Raw genomic sequence first — 17558 nt, forward strand, 5'->3', positions numbered from 1 at the left:
CCGCGTCCCTTCCGGGGGGCGCGGCGGCCTCGTTGTCAACCCGTTGATTCCGGGCGTCCGGCGGACTAGCTTCCACCCGAAGCTGACCCGAAGCCGCTCCGACCGAAATCCATGCCGCGCCGCATCCACGTCCTTCCCGAAAAGCTGGCCAACCAGATCGCCGCCGGTGAGGTGGTGGAGCGGCCCGCGTCGGTGGTCAAGGAGCTGGTGGAGAACGCGTTGGACGCGGGGGCCACGCGCATCGACGTGGTGGTGCGCAACGGCGGCAAGACGGAGATCCGCGTGGCCGACGACGGGCACGGGATGGGGCGCGAGGACGCCCTTCTCGCCATGGACCGCCACGCCACCAGCAAGATCAGGACGGAGCAGGACCTGGCCGCCATCCGCACCCTGGGCTTTCGCGGCGAGGCGCTTCCCTCCATCGCCTCGGTGTCGCGGATGGTGCTGGAGACGTCGGAGCGCGACGGCCACGGGGTGCGCGTCGTGGTGACGGGCGGGCAGATGGCGGCGGTGGAGGAGTGCGCACGCCGGGTGGGGACGACGATCTCCGTCCGCAGCCTGTTCTTCAACGTTCCCGCCCGCGCCAAGTTCCTGCGCACTACCGCCGCGGAGAACCGCGCCATCGGCGAGGTGGTGACCACGCAGGCGCTGGCGATGCCCTCCATCGCGTTTACGCTGGACTCCGGCGTGCGCGACGTGCTGACGCTGCCGGTGGCGTCGGGCGTGTCGGAGCGGGTGGCGGCACTGTGGGGGAACGAGGCGGCGGAGGAGCTGCTTCCCGTGGCGCACCGCATTGGCGGGGTGGCGCTCTCGGGGCTCATCCAGCGCCCCAACGCGGCGCGGCCGGGCGGGCGGCGGACGTACCTGTTCGTCAACGGCCGCGCCTTTGGCGACCGCAACCTGGTGCGCGCGGCGGACCGCGCGTACCGGACGACCATTCCGCCCGGCGTGCATCCGCACCTGTTCCTGTTTCTGGAGGTGCCGGACGGCGAGGTGGACGTGAACGTGCACCCCGCCAAGGCCGAGGTGCGCTTTCGCGACCGCACCGGCGTGGAGCGGGCGATCGAGGAGGGCGTCCGCGCCGCGCTGGCGGGGGTGGAGAGCACGCCCAGCATCGGCGCGCCGGCGGCGGAGCCGCAGCCGTCGTCCGGGTGGCGGATGGCGCCCGCGAACTACGGGGTGATGACGGCGCGCGAGGGGCCGCCCCCGCACGCCGCGGCACCTTCGTCCGCCGGTGGGGGCGCACCGAACGGGACACAGGAGAGCGACCCCGCGTCGCAGATGACGCTGTTCGTCACCGGCGGGGGCGCGCCGGCGGCCGAGGCGGCGGGGAACGGCAAGGCGGGCGGGGTGCCGGCGGACCTGTTCGCGGGCGCGGTGCCGGTGATGTGGCAGATCCACAACACCTACATCCTGGCCGAGACGCGCACGGGGCTGGTGATGGTGGACCAGCACAGCGCGCACGAGCGGGTGCTGTACGAGGAGATCGTGCGCGCGTTCGACGGCGGGGTTGGCGCCGAGAGCCAGCGGCTGCTCTTTCCGCTCACCCTGCGGCTTTCCCCCGCGGAGTACGCGCTGGTGGAGCAGATCCGGGGCGTGCTGGAGCGGGCGGGGTTCGAGGTGGAGCCGTTCGGGGGGCGCTCGATCATCGTGCACTCCGTTCCCAACCCGCACCCGTACTTCGACGCGGAGCGCTGCCTGCGCGAGATGATCGCGGAGCTGACGGACGGGTCGGCGCTGGTGGACAGCGCGCGGACGCAGCACCAGCGCATCGCGCTGTCGATGGCGTGCAAGGGCGCCATCAAGGCCGGCCAGAAGCTGGGCCAGCAGGAGATGGCGGAGCTCTTCGACCGCCTGTTCGCCACGGAGCTTCCTTATCACGACATCCACGGCCGCCCCACGGTGATCCAGCTGTCGCTGCACGAGCTGCACCGGCGGTTCGGGCGCAGCGGATGATGGGACGCGTCTCGGCAGGATCTTTCTCGGCGGCCGGCGCCCCCTCCGGGCTCGCATTACTCGCCCACCTCCCCCACAACTGCTGGGGGAGGTTGGGGTGGGGCGGGGCAGGGGGGGCGGCGACAGGAATCACGCTGGCGCCCGACAGGGCCCCCTCTCCCCCGACCCCTCTCCCCCGTTGCGCGGGAGAAAGGGGAGAATTCGATCCCGTCTTCGAAGACTGTAGTAGTCGCCTCCGCCCTCCCCGGAGCGCACCGGAGATTAGGCGCGCGTCACCTCCCTCCCGCGCTGTTTGCGGGGAAGAGGCCGGGAGAGGGGGCCACTCTCGGACGCAGTTCGATACGTTTCGCCTCACCTCGATCCCTCGGCAACCAACCTCCCCCAGCAGTTTTGGGGGAGGTGCGAGCCTGAGCGAGCGGAGGGGGCGTCCGCGGGTCGCGCCGACACTCGCCTCTGGCACCGCGGTTTCGTCCGTTGTGGCCCATCGGGCGAGGCCCCATGCCTGACGCGCTCGCCATCGTGGGCCCCACCGGCTCCGGCAAGACCGCGCTTTCGATCGAAGTCGCGCGGCGGATCGACGGGGAGATCATCTCCATGGACTCGCGCGCGGTCTTTCGCGGGATGGACATCGGCACGGCGAAGGCGACGGAGGCGGAGCGGGGCGGGATTCCGCACTGGGGCATCGACATCGCCGAGCCGTCGGAACGCTTCAACGCGGCGCGCTGGGCCGGCTACGCGCGCCAGAAGATCGCCGAGATCCGTGCCCGCGGCCGCGTCCCCATGCTGGTGGGCGGCACCGGGTTCTTTCTCCGCGCGCTCACGCATCCCATCTTTCAGGAGCCGGAGCTGGACGCGGACCGCCGCGCGCGCCTGCTGCAGTGGATGGAGCGCCAGACCGACGCCGAGCTGCACCGCTGGCTTTCGGCGCTGGACCCGGAATCCGCCGAGCGGCTGCGCGACTGGGGCGGGCGTCAGCGGCTGATGCGCGCGCTGGAGGTGCCGCTGCTCACCGGCCGCACGCTGCCGTGGTGGCACCGCAACTCGCCGCCCACGGAAACGCCGGTCCCCGTGCTGCCGTTCGTGCTCGAAGTGCCGCGCGACCGGCTGTACGCGGGCATCGACCGCCGCGTGACGGAGATGGTGGAAGCCGGCCTGCTGGACGAGGTGCGCGGCCTCGTCGAAAAGTACGGCGAGGACGCGCCGGGGCTGAACGCCCATGCGTACATCGAGCTGTTTCCGTACTTTCGCGGCGAGCGCACGCTGGACGAGGCCTTGGACCTGGCGCGCGCCAACACGCGGGCATACACCAGGCGCCAGCTCACCTGGTTTCGCGCCAAGCTCCCCGAAGGCGCCGTGTGGCTGGATGCCGCCCGCCCGCGGGAGGAGCTGGTGGAGGAAATCGTCAGGCGGTGGAACGCGGGCGGGAGTGCCCAGGATCAAGTGCCCAGTGCCCAGTGACACGACCGGGCACCTGAGTTCTGGTGGAAGAAATCGTCAGGCACTGGAACGCGGGCGGAAGTGCCCAGTACCAAGTGCCCAGTACCCACTGGCGGCACACGCACTGGGCACTTGATCCTAGGCACTTGGCACTTCTGTCCATGAAGATTGGCATCACCTGCTACCCGACCTACGGCGGCTCCGGCGCCATCGCCACCGAGCTGGGGATCGAACTGGCGCAGCGCGGGCACGAGATCCACTTCATCTCGTACGCCCAGCCGTTCCGCCTGCCGCACTTCATGGAGCGCGTCTACTTTCACGAGGTCGAGACCACGCGCTACCCGCTCTTCGAGCACAACAACTACTCGCTCTCCCTCGCCGCGATGATGCACGAGGTGGCGACCCGCGCCGAGCTGGACCTGCTGCACGTGCACTACGCCATCCCGCACGCCACCAGCGCCTGGATCGCCAAGGAGATGCTGGGCGACCGGCACCCGCTCAGGATCGTCACCACGCTGCACGGCACCGACATCACGCTCGTCGGGCAGGAGCGCTCGTACTTCGACATCACCCGCTTCTCCATCCAGAAGTCAGACGGCATCACCGCCGTGTCGGACTACCTGAAGCGCGAGACGGTGGACCACTTCGACGTGGCCGGCGACAGCATCGAGGTCATCCACAACTTCGTGGACCCCGAGCTGTACCGCCGCGGCAGCCACCCCTGCCGCAAGGACACCTTTCTGCGGCCGGACGAGATGCTGGTGATGCACGTCTCCAACTTTCGCCCGGTCAAGCGGGTGCAGGACGTGGTGCGCATCTTTGCCCGCATCCACAAGAGCGTGCCCTCCAAGCTGATCTTTGTGGGCGACGGCCCGGAGCGCCCGGTGGCCACCGCCGAGGCCGAGGCGCTGGGGATTACGGACCGCGTGATCTTCCTGGGCAAGCAGGACTCGGTGGCGGAGCTGCTGGCCTGCGCGGACCTGCTGCTCCTTCCCTCCGCCAGCGAGTCGTTCGGCCTCGTCGCGCTGGAGGCGATGGCCAGCGGCGTTCCCGTGGTCTCGTCCAACGCGGGCGGCCTTCCGGAGGTGGTGGAGGACGGCGTTACCGGCCACCTGGGCAGCGTGGGCGACGTGGAGGCGATGGCGGAGGCCGGCATCTCCATCCTCAAGGACAACCAGAAGTGGGTGCGGATGAGCGTCGCCGCGCAGAAGATCGCCTCCGAGCGCTTTGGCGCCAACGTGATCGTTCCCCAGTACGAGCGCTACTACGAGCGGGTTCTGGCGGATGCACCCGCCGCCGCGCCGGCCGATGTTCCGCTGATGGCCGCCGCGGGGGACGACTGATGACCACGCCGCCGATGACGCCGCCTTCGATGACACTGCCTTCCAGCGCCCTCGCGCTGATCGACGCCGCCCTGGCCGAGGACGTGGGCCCGGGCGACTTCACCACCCTGTGGACCGTCCCCGCGGAGCGCCAGGCGGAGGGGCGGATCGTGGCCAAGGCCTCCGGCGTGGTCGCGGGGTCGGAGATCGCGGTGGAGGTCTTTCGCCGCGTGGACCCGTCGCTGCGGGTGGTGGTGGACGCGGCGGACGGCACCGCCGTGGAGCCGGGCGACCTGGCGATGACCATCCGCGGCTCCGCGCGATCGATTCTCACGGGCGAGCGGCTGGCGCTCAACTTCATGCAGCGCCTTTCCGGCGTGGCCACGGTCACGCGGCGCTACGTGCGGGCGGTGGAGGGCACCGGCGCCCGGGTGATCGACACGCGCAAGACCACGCCGGGGATGCGCGCGCTGGAAAAGGCGGCGGTGGTGGCGGGCGGCGGCGCCAACCACCGCTTCGGCCTGCACGACATGGTGATGATCAAGGACAACCACATCGCCGCGGCGGGGGGGATCACCGCGGCGGTGGAGGCGGTCCGCCGGCGGAACGACCGTGCGCTGCGGGTGGAGGTGGAGACCACCAATCTGGACGAGGTCCGCGAGGCGCTGGCGGCCGGCGCGGACCGCATCATGTTCGACAACATGAGCGTGGAGCTCATGCGGCAGGCCGTGGCGCTGGTCCGCGCGGCCGATCCGCGCCCGGAGACGGAGGCGTCCGGCGGGATTACGCTGGACACCATCCGCGGCTATGCGGAGACCGGGGTGGACTTCGTCTCCGTGGGCGCGCTGACGCACTCGGCGCCCTCGCTGGACCTGTCGCTCCAGCTTTCCGCGGCGGAGTGACGGACGTCTTCGCCGACCGGTGGGAGGGCGCCGCGGCCGAGGAGCTGGCGGCGCGCTGGGGGCTGCCCTCCGTGCACCTGTTCGCCAGCGCCCGCAGCACCAACGACGCCGCGCGCGGGCTGGCGGACGGCGGCGCCCCGCACGGCACGCTGGTGGTGGCCGAGGAGCAGACGGCGGGGCGGGGGAGGGGCGGCCGCGCCTGGGCCTCTCCGCCGGGGGTGGGGGTGTGGATGTCGATGGTGACGCGGCCAGCCTCCCTCCCGTCGCCGGGGCTGCTGCCGCTGCTGGTGGGGATGGCCGCGGCGGAGGCCATCGACCCGTTCGTGCGCCCCGCGGTCACGCAGGTAAAGTGGCCCAACGACCTGCAGCTGGCCGGACGCAAAATCGCCGGCATCCTGTGCGAGGGGAGCTGGGACGGGGCGCGGCCGGGCGCGGTGGTCGTCGGCATCGGCATCAACGTCCTCCACGTCCCGGCCGACTTTCCCGAGGACGTCCGCGAGACGGCCACCAGCCTGCGCATCGTGGCGGGGTGGGAGCCGCCGCGCGCGGACGTGGCGGGCGCGGTGGCCGGTGCCATCGCCCGGGCGCTGCGCAATCCGCCGGCGCAACTCACCGGCGCCATGCTGGACGCCCTGCGCGCCCGCGACTCGCTGGAAGGCCGCTCCGTTCGCGTCACGGCCGCGCAGGAGACGCTGGGCACCGCCCTCGGCATCAGCCCCGCCGGCGCGCTGCTCCTTCGCACGCAGGACGGACGCCTGCAGACGGTGACCTCCGGCACGGTGCGGATCGCGGGCTGATCAAAAGGAGCGGGCGGAAACCATCGCCGCTCCAGAATCCGCACCGCGGCTGGGAATCCCGGGAACGCGGATCGTGTCGCACGTGACGCGTTCTGGACGGACTTGACGGCTGCGTCGGAACCTCACATCGTTCAGGGCATCCGCACACCCTGAGCACAGGTGATTGATGGCAACGCGAATCCAGCGCACCAGAATCCCGCCGACGTGGCGAGCCGGCCTTCGCCGCGGCCGTGAGCGAAACGAGACGACCCTCATGCTGCAGCGCTCGCCCGAGATGCAGGAGAAATTGCGGAGGATCGATGCGCAGCTGCGGGCCTGGGGGGTGGAGTCGATGCCGCTGGATCGTGTAAAGCAGCCGTTCGACTATGACCGCCGCTAAGCGCCGCCGGCCCGGACCCGCTCCATCGCCTGCCGTTCCCGCGGAAGGTCGGCAGGCGATCGTGGCTGGGGAGTTCCGGGGCGACCTTGCCCACTGGATCGGATCGAACCCGCGCACCGCGCTGCGGGTCATGCGTCTGGTGGAGGAAATTCTCCGCGATCCTTTTCTGGGTGTCGGCAAGCCGGAAGCGCTCAAGCACGACCAGCGTGGGCGGTGGTCGCGCAGGATCACCGAAGGCGATCGGCTGCTGTACCTCGTGCAGGAAACCGCGATCTACTTTCTGGCGGCGCGTACGCACTACGGACACCGCTGACCGGCGCCATGCTGGCCGCTTCAGCGGCCGTGACGCTCTGGAGTCCGCCCTGCCGCCGCGCTGCTCCTGCGCACCCAGGACGGCCGCATGCAGACGGTGACCTCCGGCACGGTGCGGGTCGCGGGCTGAGGAGGGCGGGGTGGCCTGTTCAAAAGGAGCGGTTCGGAGGCTAGGGTTCTCGGAATATTCAAGAGCGATGCGGCAGACGTGTGAACGAGCACATGCGCGCCTGTGGCGCATTGTGGACGGACTTGACGGGGGCTCGGTTCTGACCCATCGTGGATGCGTGTCATTCACCTCCACACGAGTGAGTCATGGCAACGCGAATCCAACGTCTACGTATCCCCCCGATGTGGAAAGCGGGGCTCCGTCGGGGAAAGCCGCGAAACTCCACCATGCTCCTCCTGCAGCGCTTTCCGGAGTTCGAGGCGCGCCTTCGTCGGGCGGAAGAGCAACTCCTGGCGTGGGGAGTGGTCCCGGAGTGGCCGCACGTAAAGGAGCCGTTCGACTATGACCGCCGTTAGTCGCCGTACGGCCGGGGCAGCACCTTCGCCTGCCCTTCCGACAGAAGAGCGGCAGGCGATTGTATTTCGCGGATTCCGGCAAGACCTTGCTTGGTGGATTGGATCACATCCGCGTACTGCATTGCGAGTGATGCGCCTGGTTGAGGAAATCATTCGTGACCCGTTCAGCGGCATCGGCAAACCCGAGGCACTGAAGCACCGCGTTCCCGGCGAGTGCTCTCGGAGGATCACCGACGCGGATCGCCTCGTTTACCTCGTCCGCGGGGCCGCGATCTACTTCCTCGCGGCCCGTTCGCACTACGGGGAACACTGACCAGCTCCACGGTCGCAACTTTCTCATTCCATCCCATGGACCTGGTTTTCGACGTCGGCAACACCGAGACGGTGATCGGCTGGTTTCAGGACACCGAACTGCGCGGCCACTGGCGCGTCAGCACCGACGGCCGGCGTACGGCCGACGAGTACGGGCTGATGCTGGCGCAGCTGATGTCGGCCGCGGGGATCGGCGGGGCGCCGGTGCGCGCGGCCACCATCGGCTCGGTGGTCCCCGCGCTCACGCTGACGCTGGCCGACGCGTGCCGGCGCTACCTGCACGTGGAGGCGCGGGCGGTGGACGCGCGCACGCCGCTCCCCATCCGCCTGGACGTGGAGGAGCCGCTGACGGTGGGCGCCGACCGCATCGTCAACACGCTGGCGGCGCTGCGCATGTACGCGGCGGACACGGTGGTGGTGGACCTGGGGACGGCGACCACCTTCGACTGCATTACCCGCGAGGGCGTGTTCATCGGCGGCGTGATCTCGCCGGGGGTAAAGACGGCGGCCAGCAACCTGACGGAGCGCACCGCGAAGCTGCCGCGCGTGGAGCTGGTGCCGCCGCGGCGGGTGATCGGGCGGCGCACGGAGACGTGCATCCAGAGCGGCGTGTTCTACGGCGCCGTGGACGCCATCGACGGCACCGTCACGCGCATCCGCGAAGAGTGGGGCGCGCCGGAGCTGCTCGTCGTGGCGACGGGAGGCCTGGCGGAGCTCATCGGCCCGCACTGCCGCACGGTGCAGAAGATCGAGCCGTTCCTTACGCTGTACGGCCTGGAGTTCGCGCGCGAGCACCTGGCGGCATCCACCTGACCGATCCGCATCCCTTTACCGAGCCGTGAGCATGGACGCACGCGCTGGTTCCGATCTCCCGCTGCAGGGAATGCTGGGCGAGGGCCCGCCGGAGCACGGCCTTCGCGGAAACGCGCTCGTCCTGCTGGTCTACGGCTGTGGGGCATGGGTGTTCGCGGTTTCGCTGAAGGCGGACGGCCCCCCAGGGGCGCGCTGGTCGGCGGCGTTGCTGGGCCTGATGGCGTTTGCCATCGCGGCGTACGTCGCGGGCGGGCTGCGCCGGTTCAGGGGGTGGGCGTGGTTCTTCGTCGTGGGATGGCTGGTCCTGCTCTGCCCGCTGTTCCTGCTCGCGCCGTATGATCTGCCCTGGTCCACCCCGGTCTCGTACCTGGCCGGTGTGACGATGGCCGCCTCCATCCACTACCTGTGGATTCGCCGCGGCGACTTCTGGCTCGATGCCCGGATCGCCGCGCTGCAACGCCGCCCGCGCTGGGTCACCTCCGAGTGGCGCGCGGCGCGGCTCGCCCGGATCGGCGCGGGGCTGCCGTCGCTCCGCGTGCCGGCACCCACCGCGGGGGCGCTGTGGATGCGGCGCTCCGCCCGGGGCGGCTGAGAACCGCCGGCTTCCTCCACTCGGCGAGCCGCCGGTCCACCATCCCGCGCTGGACTGACACTTTTCACCGCCGCCTTGCGTACCGCACACACGTCCGTCCTGCCCCGCCCGTCCGCACCGCTTTCCGGAGTGGAACGATGCAGATCAAGGCCGTCGTGGAAGCGCCGTCCGCCGCACTCACACTGGATGAGATCCGCGACACCCTTCCGTCCGTCACCGTGGGCGACAGGCCGGAGGTGCACCGCGAGCATGAATGGCCCGGATGGCTGTTCTTCGTCCTCGCCTACGTCATGGCGGTGGGGCTGGCGGCGGGCGCCGTAGGAAGCGTGGGATGGGCGGCGGTTTCCGGCAGCATGGAGCCCGTAGGCTGGGCGGTGGGCGCCGGTCTGGGCGCGGTGCTGCAGTGGCGGCTGGCGGGGGCGGTGCAGCACTTCAGCCGCTGGGGGTGGATCGGCGCCATGGCGGAGCTGGGAATCGCCGCTGCCGCCAAGCTCTCGACCCTCATCAGCGGCGACTTCGGGGGGGCAGTCTTTGGCCTGGTGATCGACGTGATGTGGATGAAGTACTTCTGGGAGAACCGCGAGCAGTTCGACATCGACACCGGCTTCTGAGCCTGCGCGGCACCCCGCCCTCCATCGCGCCGGTGACGAGGGGCTCGGCCGCGGCCGCGGCATCGTACACCTCGTGAATCCCATGATGGAAACCACCGGCTCGAACCTCCCGGCCGCCTCCGTCGCGAACGAATTCGCCCAGGCGCCGCTTCCGGGGCTGACGATGGGCGACATCGCCGTGCCGGCCCGGCGGAAGCACGAGTGGCCGGCCGGGCTGTTCATCCTCCTCAGCTACGTGACCGCGGGGGGAATGGCGATCGGCGCCGTCACCTTTGGTGCGTTCGGCGTGCGCTACGGGCTGGAGCCGCGCAGCTGGGTGCGGGTGGCGGGCGTCGGCGTGTGGTGCGTGCTGCAGTGGCGGCTAGCCCGCGAGGTGAAGCGGTTCTCGCGCTGGGGGTGGTACGGCGCCATGGCGGAGCTGGCGGGCGCCGCCCTCGTCAAGCTGGGCGTGGCGGCCACGTATCTGTTCACGCTTCCGTCCGCGCTGGTGGTCCTGGCCGTGAACGGGGCGTGGATGCGCTACTTCTGGAACCGCCGCGCGGACTACGACGTGGACCTCGGCGGCTGAGCGGGGCGATGGCGGATGCGGACGGGGAGCCTGGCGACGGGCTCCCCGTCCGCGTTCCGGCGCGTCCGGTTGCGGGGCGCGGGCGGGCGCGGGTAGCTTTGCGCTATGCCCAGCCGCCTGCACGTGTCCGGCGACGTCACCGTCCCCGGCGACAAGTCCATCACCCACCGCGCGCTCATGTTCAGCACCGCCGCCGTGGGCGAAAGCCGGCTGCGCGGCCTGCTTCCCGGCGAGGACTGCCGCAGCACCGCCTCGGTGCTGCGTGCGCTGGGGTGCGACGTCCCCGGCCTGCCTGCGGACGGCGGGGAGATCCGCGTCACCGGCCGCGGGATCGGCGCGTGGACCGAGCCGGCGGCGTGGCTGGACTGCGGCAACAGCGGAACCACCGCGCGGCTGATGATGGGCCTGCTGGCCGGCCGCCCCTTTACCTGCACGCTGACGGGCGACGACTCGCTGCGGGGCCGCCCCATGCGGCGCATCACCGGCCCGCTGGCGCGGATGGGCGCGCGCTTTCGCGAGGCAGGCGCCCCCGGCTGCCTTCCCATCGAGGTGAGCGGCGGGCCGCTGCAGTCCATCGACTACGTTTCGCCCAAGGCTAGCGCGCAGATCAAGAGCGCGGTGCTGCTGGCCGGCCTGGGCGCGGGCGTCCCCGTCTCCGTCACCGAGCCCATGCTCTCCCGCGACCACACCGAGCGCATCCTGGGCGCGCTGGGCGAGACGGTGGCGACGGAGGACGCGGAGGGCGGCGTCCGCATCACCCTGGCGCCCAGCGGCCGCCCGCTGCCGCCGCTGCGGATGGAGGTGCCGGGCGATCCCTCGTCCGCCGCGTTCCTGGTGGCGCTGGCGCTGCTGGCGGAGGATGGGGAGCTGCGCATCCGCAACGTCTGCATCAACCCCACGCGCACCGGCTTCTTTCGCCTGGTGGAGCGGATGGGGGCGCGGATCGCGATGGAGAACGCCCGCACCGCCGGCGGCGAGCCGGTGGCGGACCTGGTGGTGGGCCCCGCGCGGCTGCGGGGGATCGGCGTAGGCGCCGGCGAGGTACCCGACGCCATCGACGAGATCCCCATGCTGGCCGTGCTCGCCGCGCGGGCCGAAGGCGAAACGCGCATCACCGGCGCCGGCGAGCTGCGGGTCAAGGAGACGGACCGCATCGCCGCGGTCGCGGGGAACCTGCGTACGCTGGGCGTGGAGGCGGAGGAGCTGGAGGACGGGATGATCGTGCGCGGCACGGACCGCCCGCTGGCCGGCCGCGTGCAGGCGTTCCACGACCACCGCATCGCCATGGCCTTCGGCGTGCTGGGCGCGCAGCCGGGGAACGCGGTCGAGATCGACCACCCCGAGGTGGTGGACGTGAGCTTTCCGGGGTTCTGGGAGCTGCTGCGGGGGGTGAGCGGCGGCTGACGGCGGGCCCTCTCCCCCGACCGGCCTTTTGCTCGTTTCTCGCAACGGCGGCCGGCCTCTCCCCCAAACCGCGGGGGAGGGGTGGTGGCGGGGCGGAGTGTGGGTCGGAGCGCGTCACCTCTCCCCCGGGGTTGGGGGAGAGGCCGGGAGAGGGGGCCGCCTCGGGCGCAGTCCGATGCCTGTCGGGGAGGCTCCGAGTCATTGTTTTCCTGTGATCTGAGTAGCAGATGAGCGAAACCACGCGGCCGGACGGGATCATCATCGCGCTGGACGGGCCGGCGGGGTCGGGCAAGAGCTCCACCGCAAAGGCCGTCGCGGCGCGGCTGGGCTACCGGCACCTGGACTCCGGCGCCTTTTACCGCGCCATCACGCTGGCCGCGCTGCGCAACGGCATCCACCCCGACGGGTGGCCGGAGCTGACGCACGACGAACTGGACCGCATGGACGTGCACGGCAGGCCAGGCGAGCGCGGCTACACCATGACCATTCGCGGCGAGGACGTGAGCGTGGAGATCCGCTCGCACCAGGTGAACGCGCACGTAAGCCAGATGGCCGCCGTTCCCGCCGTGCGCGAGTGGCTGATGGACGCCCTGCGCGAGTCCGGCGCCCGCGGCGGCCTGGTGGCCGACGGGCGCGACATCGGCACCGTGGTGTTTCCCGACGCCGAGCTCAAGGCGTACCTGATCGCCGACGCGGAGGAGCGCGCGCGCCGGCGGCTGCTGGAGCGCGGCATGGACGATCCGCCGCTGGAGGAGGTGCGCGCCGAGGCCGGGCTGCTGCAGGGGCGCGACGCCATCGACAGCGGCCGCGAAACCGCGCCTTTGCGCCAGGCCGAAGACGCCGTGGTCATCGACACCACCGGCCTGAGCTTCGCGCAGCAGGTGGACCGCATCGTGGCCCTGGCCAGGGAGCGCGGCGGGGTTGACCGGGGTGAAGAAATTCCGTAACTTGTTCTGTTTTCCCCGGCCTTTTGGCCCATGGTCCGTTCACCCCGAACCGGCGCCGGCGCTTCTTTGCCCGGAGGCCGCGTGACAGGAGACAGCCCCACACATGGCAGACGTTACCGAAGAGCAGTTCGCGCGCGAGGACGGCGGCATCGCCGTCGCCGAGCAGCCCAGCAAGAACTGGGGAAGCGAGCTTACCATCCAGCAGATCGCCGACCGCGCCCGGTCGCTGGGCATTCGCCCCGACCTGTACGACGAGGACGAGTACACGTCCGAGGAGTACGAGGGGCTGCTGGCCATGTACGAGCCCACCCTCAGCAACATCGAAGAGGGCGAGATCGTCAAGGCGCGCGTGCTGCGCATCACCGACAAGGCGGTGATCCTGGACCTCGGCTTCAAGAGCGAGGGCGCGGTTACCCGCGACGAGTTCAAGGACATCGAGTCGCTGCAGATCGGCGACGAGGTCGAGGTCTTCCTGGAGAACCTGGAGGACGAGGACGGCGTCGTCGTCCTGTCCAAGAAGAAGGCCGACTTCCTGCGCGTGTGGGAGCAGATCCGCGTGGCCTACGAGGGCGGCAACGCCGTCACCGGCACGCTTACGCGCAAGATCAAGGGCGGCGTGACGGTGGACCTGATGGGCGTGGACGCGTTCCTGCCGGGTTCGCAGATCGCCCTGCGCCGGGTTCCCAACATCGAGGACCTGATCGGCGAGCAGTACGACTTCAAGATCATCAAGCTCAACAAGCGCCGCCGCAACATCGTCGTCAGCCGCCGGGTGCTGCTCGAGGCCGACCGCGAGATCAAGCGCGACAAGCTGAAGAAGGAGCTCGAGGTCGGGCAGCAGCGCGTGGGCGTGGTCAAGAACATCACCGACTTCGGTGCGTTCATCGACCTGGGCGGCATGGACGGCCTGCTGCACATCACCGACATGTCGTGGGGCCGCGTGGGCCATCCCTCCGAGGTCGTCGGCATCGGTGACGAGCTCGAGGTCAAGGTCCTGGACATCGACTGGGAGCGCGAGCGCCTGTCGCTGGGCCTGAAGCAGCTGCAGGAGTACCCGTGGAAGGACGTCGAGAAGAAGTACCCGGTGGGCGCCCGCGTGCGCGGCCGGGTGGTCTCGATCACCAACTACGGCGCCTTCGTGGAGCTGGAGAAGGGCGTCGAGGGCCTGGTGCACATCAGCGAGATGAGCTGGACGCGCAACGTCCGGCACCCGTCCAAGATCGTCACGCTGGGTGACGAGATCGAGGCCGTGATCCTGAAGGTGGATCCGGAGGGCGAAAAGATCTCGCTGGGCATGAAGCAGATCGAGGAGGACCCGTGGCACGCGCTGCCGGCCAAGTACCCGGTGGGCACGCGCCTCAGCGGCAAGGTCCGCAACCTCACCAGCTTCGGTGCCTTCGTCGAGATCGAGCCGGGCATCGACGGCCTGGTGCACATCTCCGACATGAGCTGGACCAAGCGCATTCAGCACCCGTCCGAGGTCGTCAAGAAGGGTGACGACGTGGACGTGGTGATCCTGGGTGTGGACGCCGAGAACAAGCGCATCTCGCTGGGTCTCAAGCAGACCCAGGAAGACCCGTGGGGCGACATCGCCGAGCAGTACCACGCGGGCCAGGAGATCGCCGGTCCCATCAGCCGCCTGCAGGACAAGGGCGTGGCGGTGGACCTGGGCAACGACGTCGAGGGCTTCGTCCCCGTTTCGCAGATCGGCGTGACCGGCCTGCAGAACCCGGCGGACGTGTTCGCCGAGGGCGACGTGCTGGACATGCGCATCACCGAGGTCGACGCGGCCAACCACCGCATCGTCTGCGAAGTGGTGCGGGTGCCCAAGTTCGAGGGCGGCGAGCCGCAGTTCATCCAGCTGGCCACCCCCCGGGCGGCCGACGAGGGTGAGGCTACGGACACGTCGGTGAACGACCAGGTCACCGACGTGGTCGAAGGCGAGGCCCCCGTGGCCGAGGCGCCGGCCGCCGCTCCGGCGGCGGACGCCGCCGACACCGAGACCACGGCCAGCGCCGAGGAGGCCCCGGCCTCCGAAGCCGCTCCCGCCGAGGAGGCTCCCTCCTCCGACGAGGGCGCCGAGCAGGCGTAAGCTTCTCGGGCAGGACCGCAGGTAAGAAAGGGCGCGGAGCTTCGGCTCCGCGCCCTTTTTCTTTATTGCCCGTCCGCATATATTCTGGCCCGTCGGGAACTGCCTCGCATCGTTTCTGACACTTTATCGATCCTGCCCTCGTAATCTCTCGCGCAGCACGGTCCGGGCGGTGCCGCCGCCCCTCCTTTTTCCGCATGATGAACGGATCACCGATGATGCGATCTCTCGCCGTTCTCCTGGTGCTGGCCGCCGCCGCGCCGTCCGCCGCGCAGCAGCTGACCGCGGACTCCACCCGCGTGTACGACCTGACCGAGGTGGAGGTGCTTCCGCGTCCGCAGAACGTGTCGGACTTCACGGCCGCGCTGGGGCGGGGGTATCCCGCGCACCTGCGTGCGTCCGGCGTGGGCGGAACGGTGCAGGTGGCGTTCGTGGTGAGCCCGGCCGGCGAGCCGTCGGACGTGCGCGTGCTCAGCACGCCGGACAGCGGCTTCAGCGTGCCGACCGTGCAGGCGGTGTCGCTGCTGCGGTTCACGCCGGCGCAGGTGCAGGGGCGCCCGGTGGCTGTGCGGGTGGAGCAGCCGATTACCTGGCGCGTGGAGGCCGCGCCGGCCGCCGCGCAGGCGCCGGTGCTGCCGGACTCCATCCACGTGTACGCGGTGGAAGAGGCGGACGTTCGCCCGCTCCCGCTCAACTTCCGTGACTTCGAGGCGGCGCTGCGGGCGCTGTACGCCCGGGAGTTCCAGTCCACCGGCGCCGCGCAGGTGGTCGCGCGGTTCGCGGTGGATCCTTCGGGAGCGCCCCGGTATGCGCACGTCGTGCGGTCTTCCGACGTTCGCTTCGACGCGCCCAGCCTGGTGGCCGTCGGCATGCTGCGCTTTCAGCCGGCGCAGCGGGAAGGCGCTCCCGTGTGGGTGTGGATGGAGGTGCCGGTGGAGTGGGCGAAGCCTGCGGAACGCGCCCCTGCGGCGTCGCCTGACAGCATGGGTGCCTACGAGTTGAGCGCGGTCGAGGTCCTGCCGCGGGCGCTCAACTCGGAGGTGTTCGGGCGTGCCCTGGCGAGAGAGTATCCGCCCGCCCTTCGGGATATCGGCGCCGAGGGGACGGTGCAGGTGCGGTTCCTCGTGGACGAGCATGGAGTGCCACACAACCCAATCGTGACCCATGCGACCAACACGAGGTTCATCGAACCGACGCTCACGGCGGTCCAGGTGCTGCGCTTCAGGCCGGCACGGCTGAACGGCCGGCCGGTACGGGTGTGGGTGGAGCAGCCGATCCAGTGGACGGTCTCCCGCGAGCGACCCGTGGAGTGGACGGCTCCGAGGTATGAGCCCGATCGCGGCAACTTCAGCCTGCCACGTCCGTGCAGCGTACAGTGCTGAGGGCAGGCGTGGGGCTTCGGCTCCGCGCCTTTTCGATTCCATGCAGATGCCCAGAAAGCGCACAGGTGTACAGTGTTGTGGATTGCATTAACAGACATTTAACGTAAGATTGGGTCCGTCGGTAGCTCATCCGTTTCTTTCACCCGGGAGAACAGGAGCACCATGAGGATCCCCATCTTTCGTACCCTGGCGGCACTGGTCGCCACGGGAGCCGTCGCGGCGGGCTGCGCCGACGCGCCCACTATTCCGGACACGGCGAGCGCCGCCCCCGGCGCGGCCGCCCCCTTGCTGGCCGCCGCGCCCGGCCAGGGCATCCGCGACCGCTACATCGTCGTGTTCCACGACGATACGCGCGACGCGCCGGGACTGGCGGCGCGGCTGGCCGCGTCGCACGGCGGCACGCTGCACCACACCTACCAGCACGCGCTCCGCGGATTTGCGGCCACCCTTCCTGCACCGGCCGTGGAGGCCCTGCGGCGCAACCCGAACGTTGCGTACGTGGAGCAGGACGGGATTGCCACCGCGGGCGCCACGCAGACCAGCCCGCCATGGGGGCTGGACCGGATCGACCAGCCCGACCTGCCGCTGAGCGGGAGCTACACCTACACCGCCACGGGCTCCGGCGTCCGCATCTACGTGCTGGACACGGGCATCCGGTACGACCACGTGGACTTCGGGGGGCGCGCCGCCGCCGGGTACGATGGGTTCGGCGGCAACGCGTCGGACTGCCACGGCCACGGCACGCACGTGGCAGGGACGGCGGGCGGAAGCACCTACGGCGTGGCCAAGTCCGCGAGCCTTGTCTCGGTGCGGGTGCTGGACTGCAGCGGAAACGGACCGTGGAGCACCGTCATCGCGGGCGTGGACTGGGTCACGGCCAACCACGTGAAGCCCGCCGTGGCGAACATGTCGCTGGGCGGGGTTGGTAACACTTCCCTGGACAACGCCGTCGCCAATTCCATCGCGGCGGGGGTGACGTACGCCGTGGCGGCAGGCAACAACAACGCCGACGCCTGCGGCTACTCGCCCGCGCGGGTTGCCAACGCACTGACGGTGGGTAACAGCACGTCGTCCGACGCGCGCTCGTCGACGTCTAACTACGGCAGCTGCCTGGACCTGTTTGCGCCGGGAACGAACATCGTTTCCGCCTACTACACCAGCAGCACGGCCACCGCCACCCTGAGCGGGACCTCGATGGCGTCGCCGCACG

General features: G+C 70.5%; 18 protein-coding genes. All 18 read left to right on the plus strand.

Going from position 1 to position 17558, the window contains the following annotated elements:
• Nucleotides 1–111 precede the first annotated feature (111 nt).
• Nucleotides 112–1956 (plus strand): DNA mismatch repair endonuclease MutL, encoded by a 1845-nt coding sequence (gene mutL, locus VGC13_RS25405; protein ID WP_331128122.1) that lies wholly within the window; start codon nt 112–114, stop codon nt 1954–1956.
• Between the two features lie 498 nt (nt 1957–2454).
• Nucleotides 2455–3414: a tRNA (adenosine(37)-N6)-dimethylallyltransferase MiaA gene (gene miaA, locus VGC13_RS25410; protein WP_331128123.1), complete on the plus strand. Its 960-nt coding sequence runs from the start codon at nt 2455–2457 to the stop codon at nt 3412–3414.
• Between the two features lie 140 nt (nt 3415–3554).
• Nucleotides 3555–4736 carry an N-acetyl-alpha-D-glucosaminyl L-malate synthase BshA gene (bshA, locus tag VGC13_RS25415; RefSeq protein ID WP_331128124.1) on the plus strand — a complete coding sequence of 394 codons (1182 nt, stop codon included), beginning with the start codon at nt 3555–3557 and terminating at the stop codon, nt 4734–4736.
• The gene (gene nadC, locus VGC13_RS25420) at nt 4736–5617 is read left to right on the plus strand and encodes a carboxylating nicotinate-nucleotide diphosphorylase (protein ID WP_331128125.1); all 882 of its coding nucleotides are present in this window, start codon (nt 4736–4738) and stop codon (nt 5615–5617) included. Before bshA ends, nadC begins: the two co-directional genes overlap by 1 nt.
• Nucleotides 5614–6414, plus strand: a complete 801-nt coding sequence (locus VGC13_RS25425; protein ID WP_331128126.1) for a biotin--[acetyl-CoA-carboxylase] ligase — start codon at nt 5614–5616, stop codon at nt 6412–6414. Before nadC ends, VGC13_RS25425 begins: the two co-directional genes overlap by 4 nt.
• A 253-nt stretch (nt 6415–6667) precedes the next feature.
• Nucleotides 6668–6793 (plus strand): hypothetical protein, encoded by a 126-nt coding sequence (locus VGC13_RS25430; protein ID WP_331128127.1) that lies wholly within the window; start codon nt 6668–6670, stop codon nt 6791–6793.
• A 61-nt stretch (nt 6794–6854) separates the two neighbouring features.
• Entirely contained in the window at nt 6855–7106 is a 252-nt protein-coding gene (locus VGC13_RS25435) for a Txe/YoeB family addiction module toxin (protein WP_331128128.1), read from the plus strand.
• A 395-nt stretch (nt 7107–7501) separates the two neighbouring features.
• The gene (locus tag VGC13_RS25440) at nt 7502–7630 is read left to right on the plus strand and encodes a hypothetical protein (protein ID WP_331128129.1); all 129 of its coding nucleotides are present in this window, start codon (nt 7502–7504) and stop codon (nt 7628–7630) included.
• Complete coding sequence (locus tag VGC13_RS25445) at nt 7617–7943, plus strand: Txe/YoeB family addiction module toxin (protein WP_331128130.1); 327 nt, start codon at nt 7617–7619, stop codon at nt 7941–7943. Before VGC13_RS25440 ends, VGC13_RS25445 begins: the two co-directional genes overlap by 14 nt.
• Before the next feature lie 35 nt (nt 7944–7978).
• Nucleotides 7979–8755, plus strand: coding sequence for a type III pantothenate kinase (locus VGC13_RS25450; RefSeq protein ID WP_331128131.1), 777 nt, complete (start codon nt 7979–7981; stop codon nt 8753–8755).
• Nucleotides 8756–8786: 31 nt separating this feature from the next.
• On the plus strand, nt 8787–9347 hold the full coding sequence (locus VGC13_RS25455; RefSeq protein ID WP_331128132.1) for a hypothetical protein: 561 nt from the start codon (nt 8787–8789) through the stop codon (nt 9345–9347).
• Nucleotides 9348–9484: 137 nt separating this feature from the next.
• The gene (locus VGC13_RS25460) at nt 9485–9958 is read left to right on the plus strand and encodes a hypothetical protein (RefSeq protein WP_331128133.1); all 474 of its coding nucleotides are present in this window, start codon (nt 9485–9487) and stop codon (nt 9956–9958) included.
• Between the two features lie 82 nt (nt 9959–10040).
• Nucleotides 10041–10526: a hypothetical protein gene (locus tag VGC13_RS25465; RefSeq protein WP_331128134.1), complete on the plus strand. Its 486-nt coding sequence runs from the start codon at nt 10041–10043 to the stop codon at nt 10524–10526.
• A 105-nt stretch (nt 10527–10631) separates the two neighbouring features.
• Nucleotides 10632–11930: a 3-phosphoshikimate 1-carboxyvinyltransferase gene (gene aroA, locus VGC13_RS25470; protein WP_331128135.1), complete on the plus strand. Its 1299-nt coding sequence runs from the start codon at nt 10632–10634 to the stop codon at nt 11928–11930.
• A 227-nt stretch (nt 11931–12157) separates the two neighbouring features.
• Nucleotides 12158–12877 carry a (d)CMP kinase gene (cmk, locus tag VGC13_RS25475; protein ID WP_331128136.1) on the plus strand — a complete coding sequence of 240 codons (720 nt, stop codon included), beginning with the start codon at nt 12158–12160 and terminating at the stop codon, nt 12875–12877.
• A 103-nt stretch (nt 12878–12980) separates the two neighbouring features.
• Nucleotides 12981–14969, plus strand: coding sequence for a 30S ribosomal protein S1 (locus VGC13_RS25480; RefSeq protein WP_331128137.1), 1989 nt, complete (start codon nt 12981–12983; stop codon nt 14967–14969).
• Between the two features lie 212 nt (nt 14970–15181).
• Nucleotides 15182–16348, plus strand: a complete 1167-nt coding sequence (locus VGC13_RS25485; protein ID WP_331128138.1) for a TonB family protein — start codon at nt 15182–15184, stop codon at nt 16346–16348.
• Between the two features lie 162 nt (nt 16349–16510).
• Nucleotides 16511–17558: S8 family peptidase (locus VGC13_RS25490; RefSeq protein ID WP_331128139.1), on the plus strand; the 1048-nt coding region annotated here is incomplete at its 3' end.

It is taken from the genome of Longimicrobium sp. (assembly GCF_036399255.1).
GTDB lineage: Bacteria > Gemmatimonadota > Gemmatimonadetes > Longimicrobiales > Longimicrobiaceae > Longimicrobium.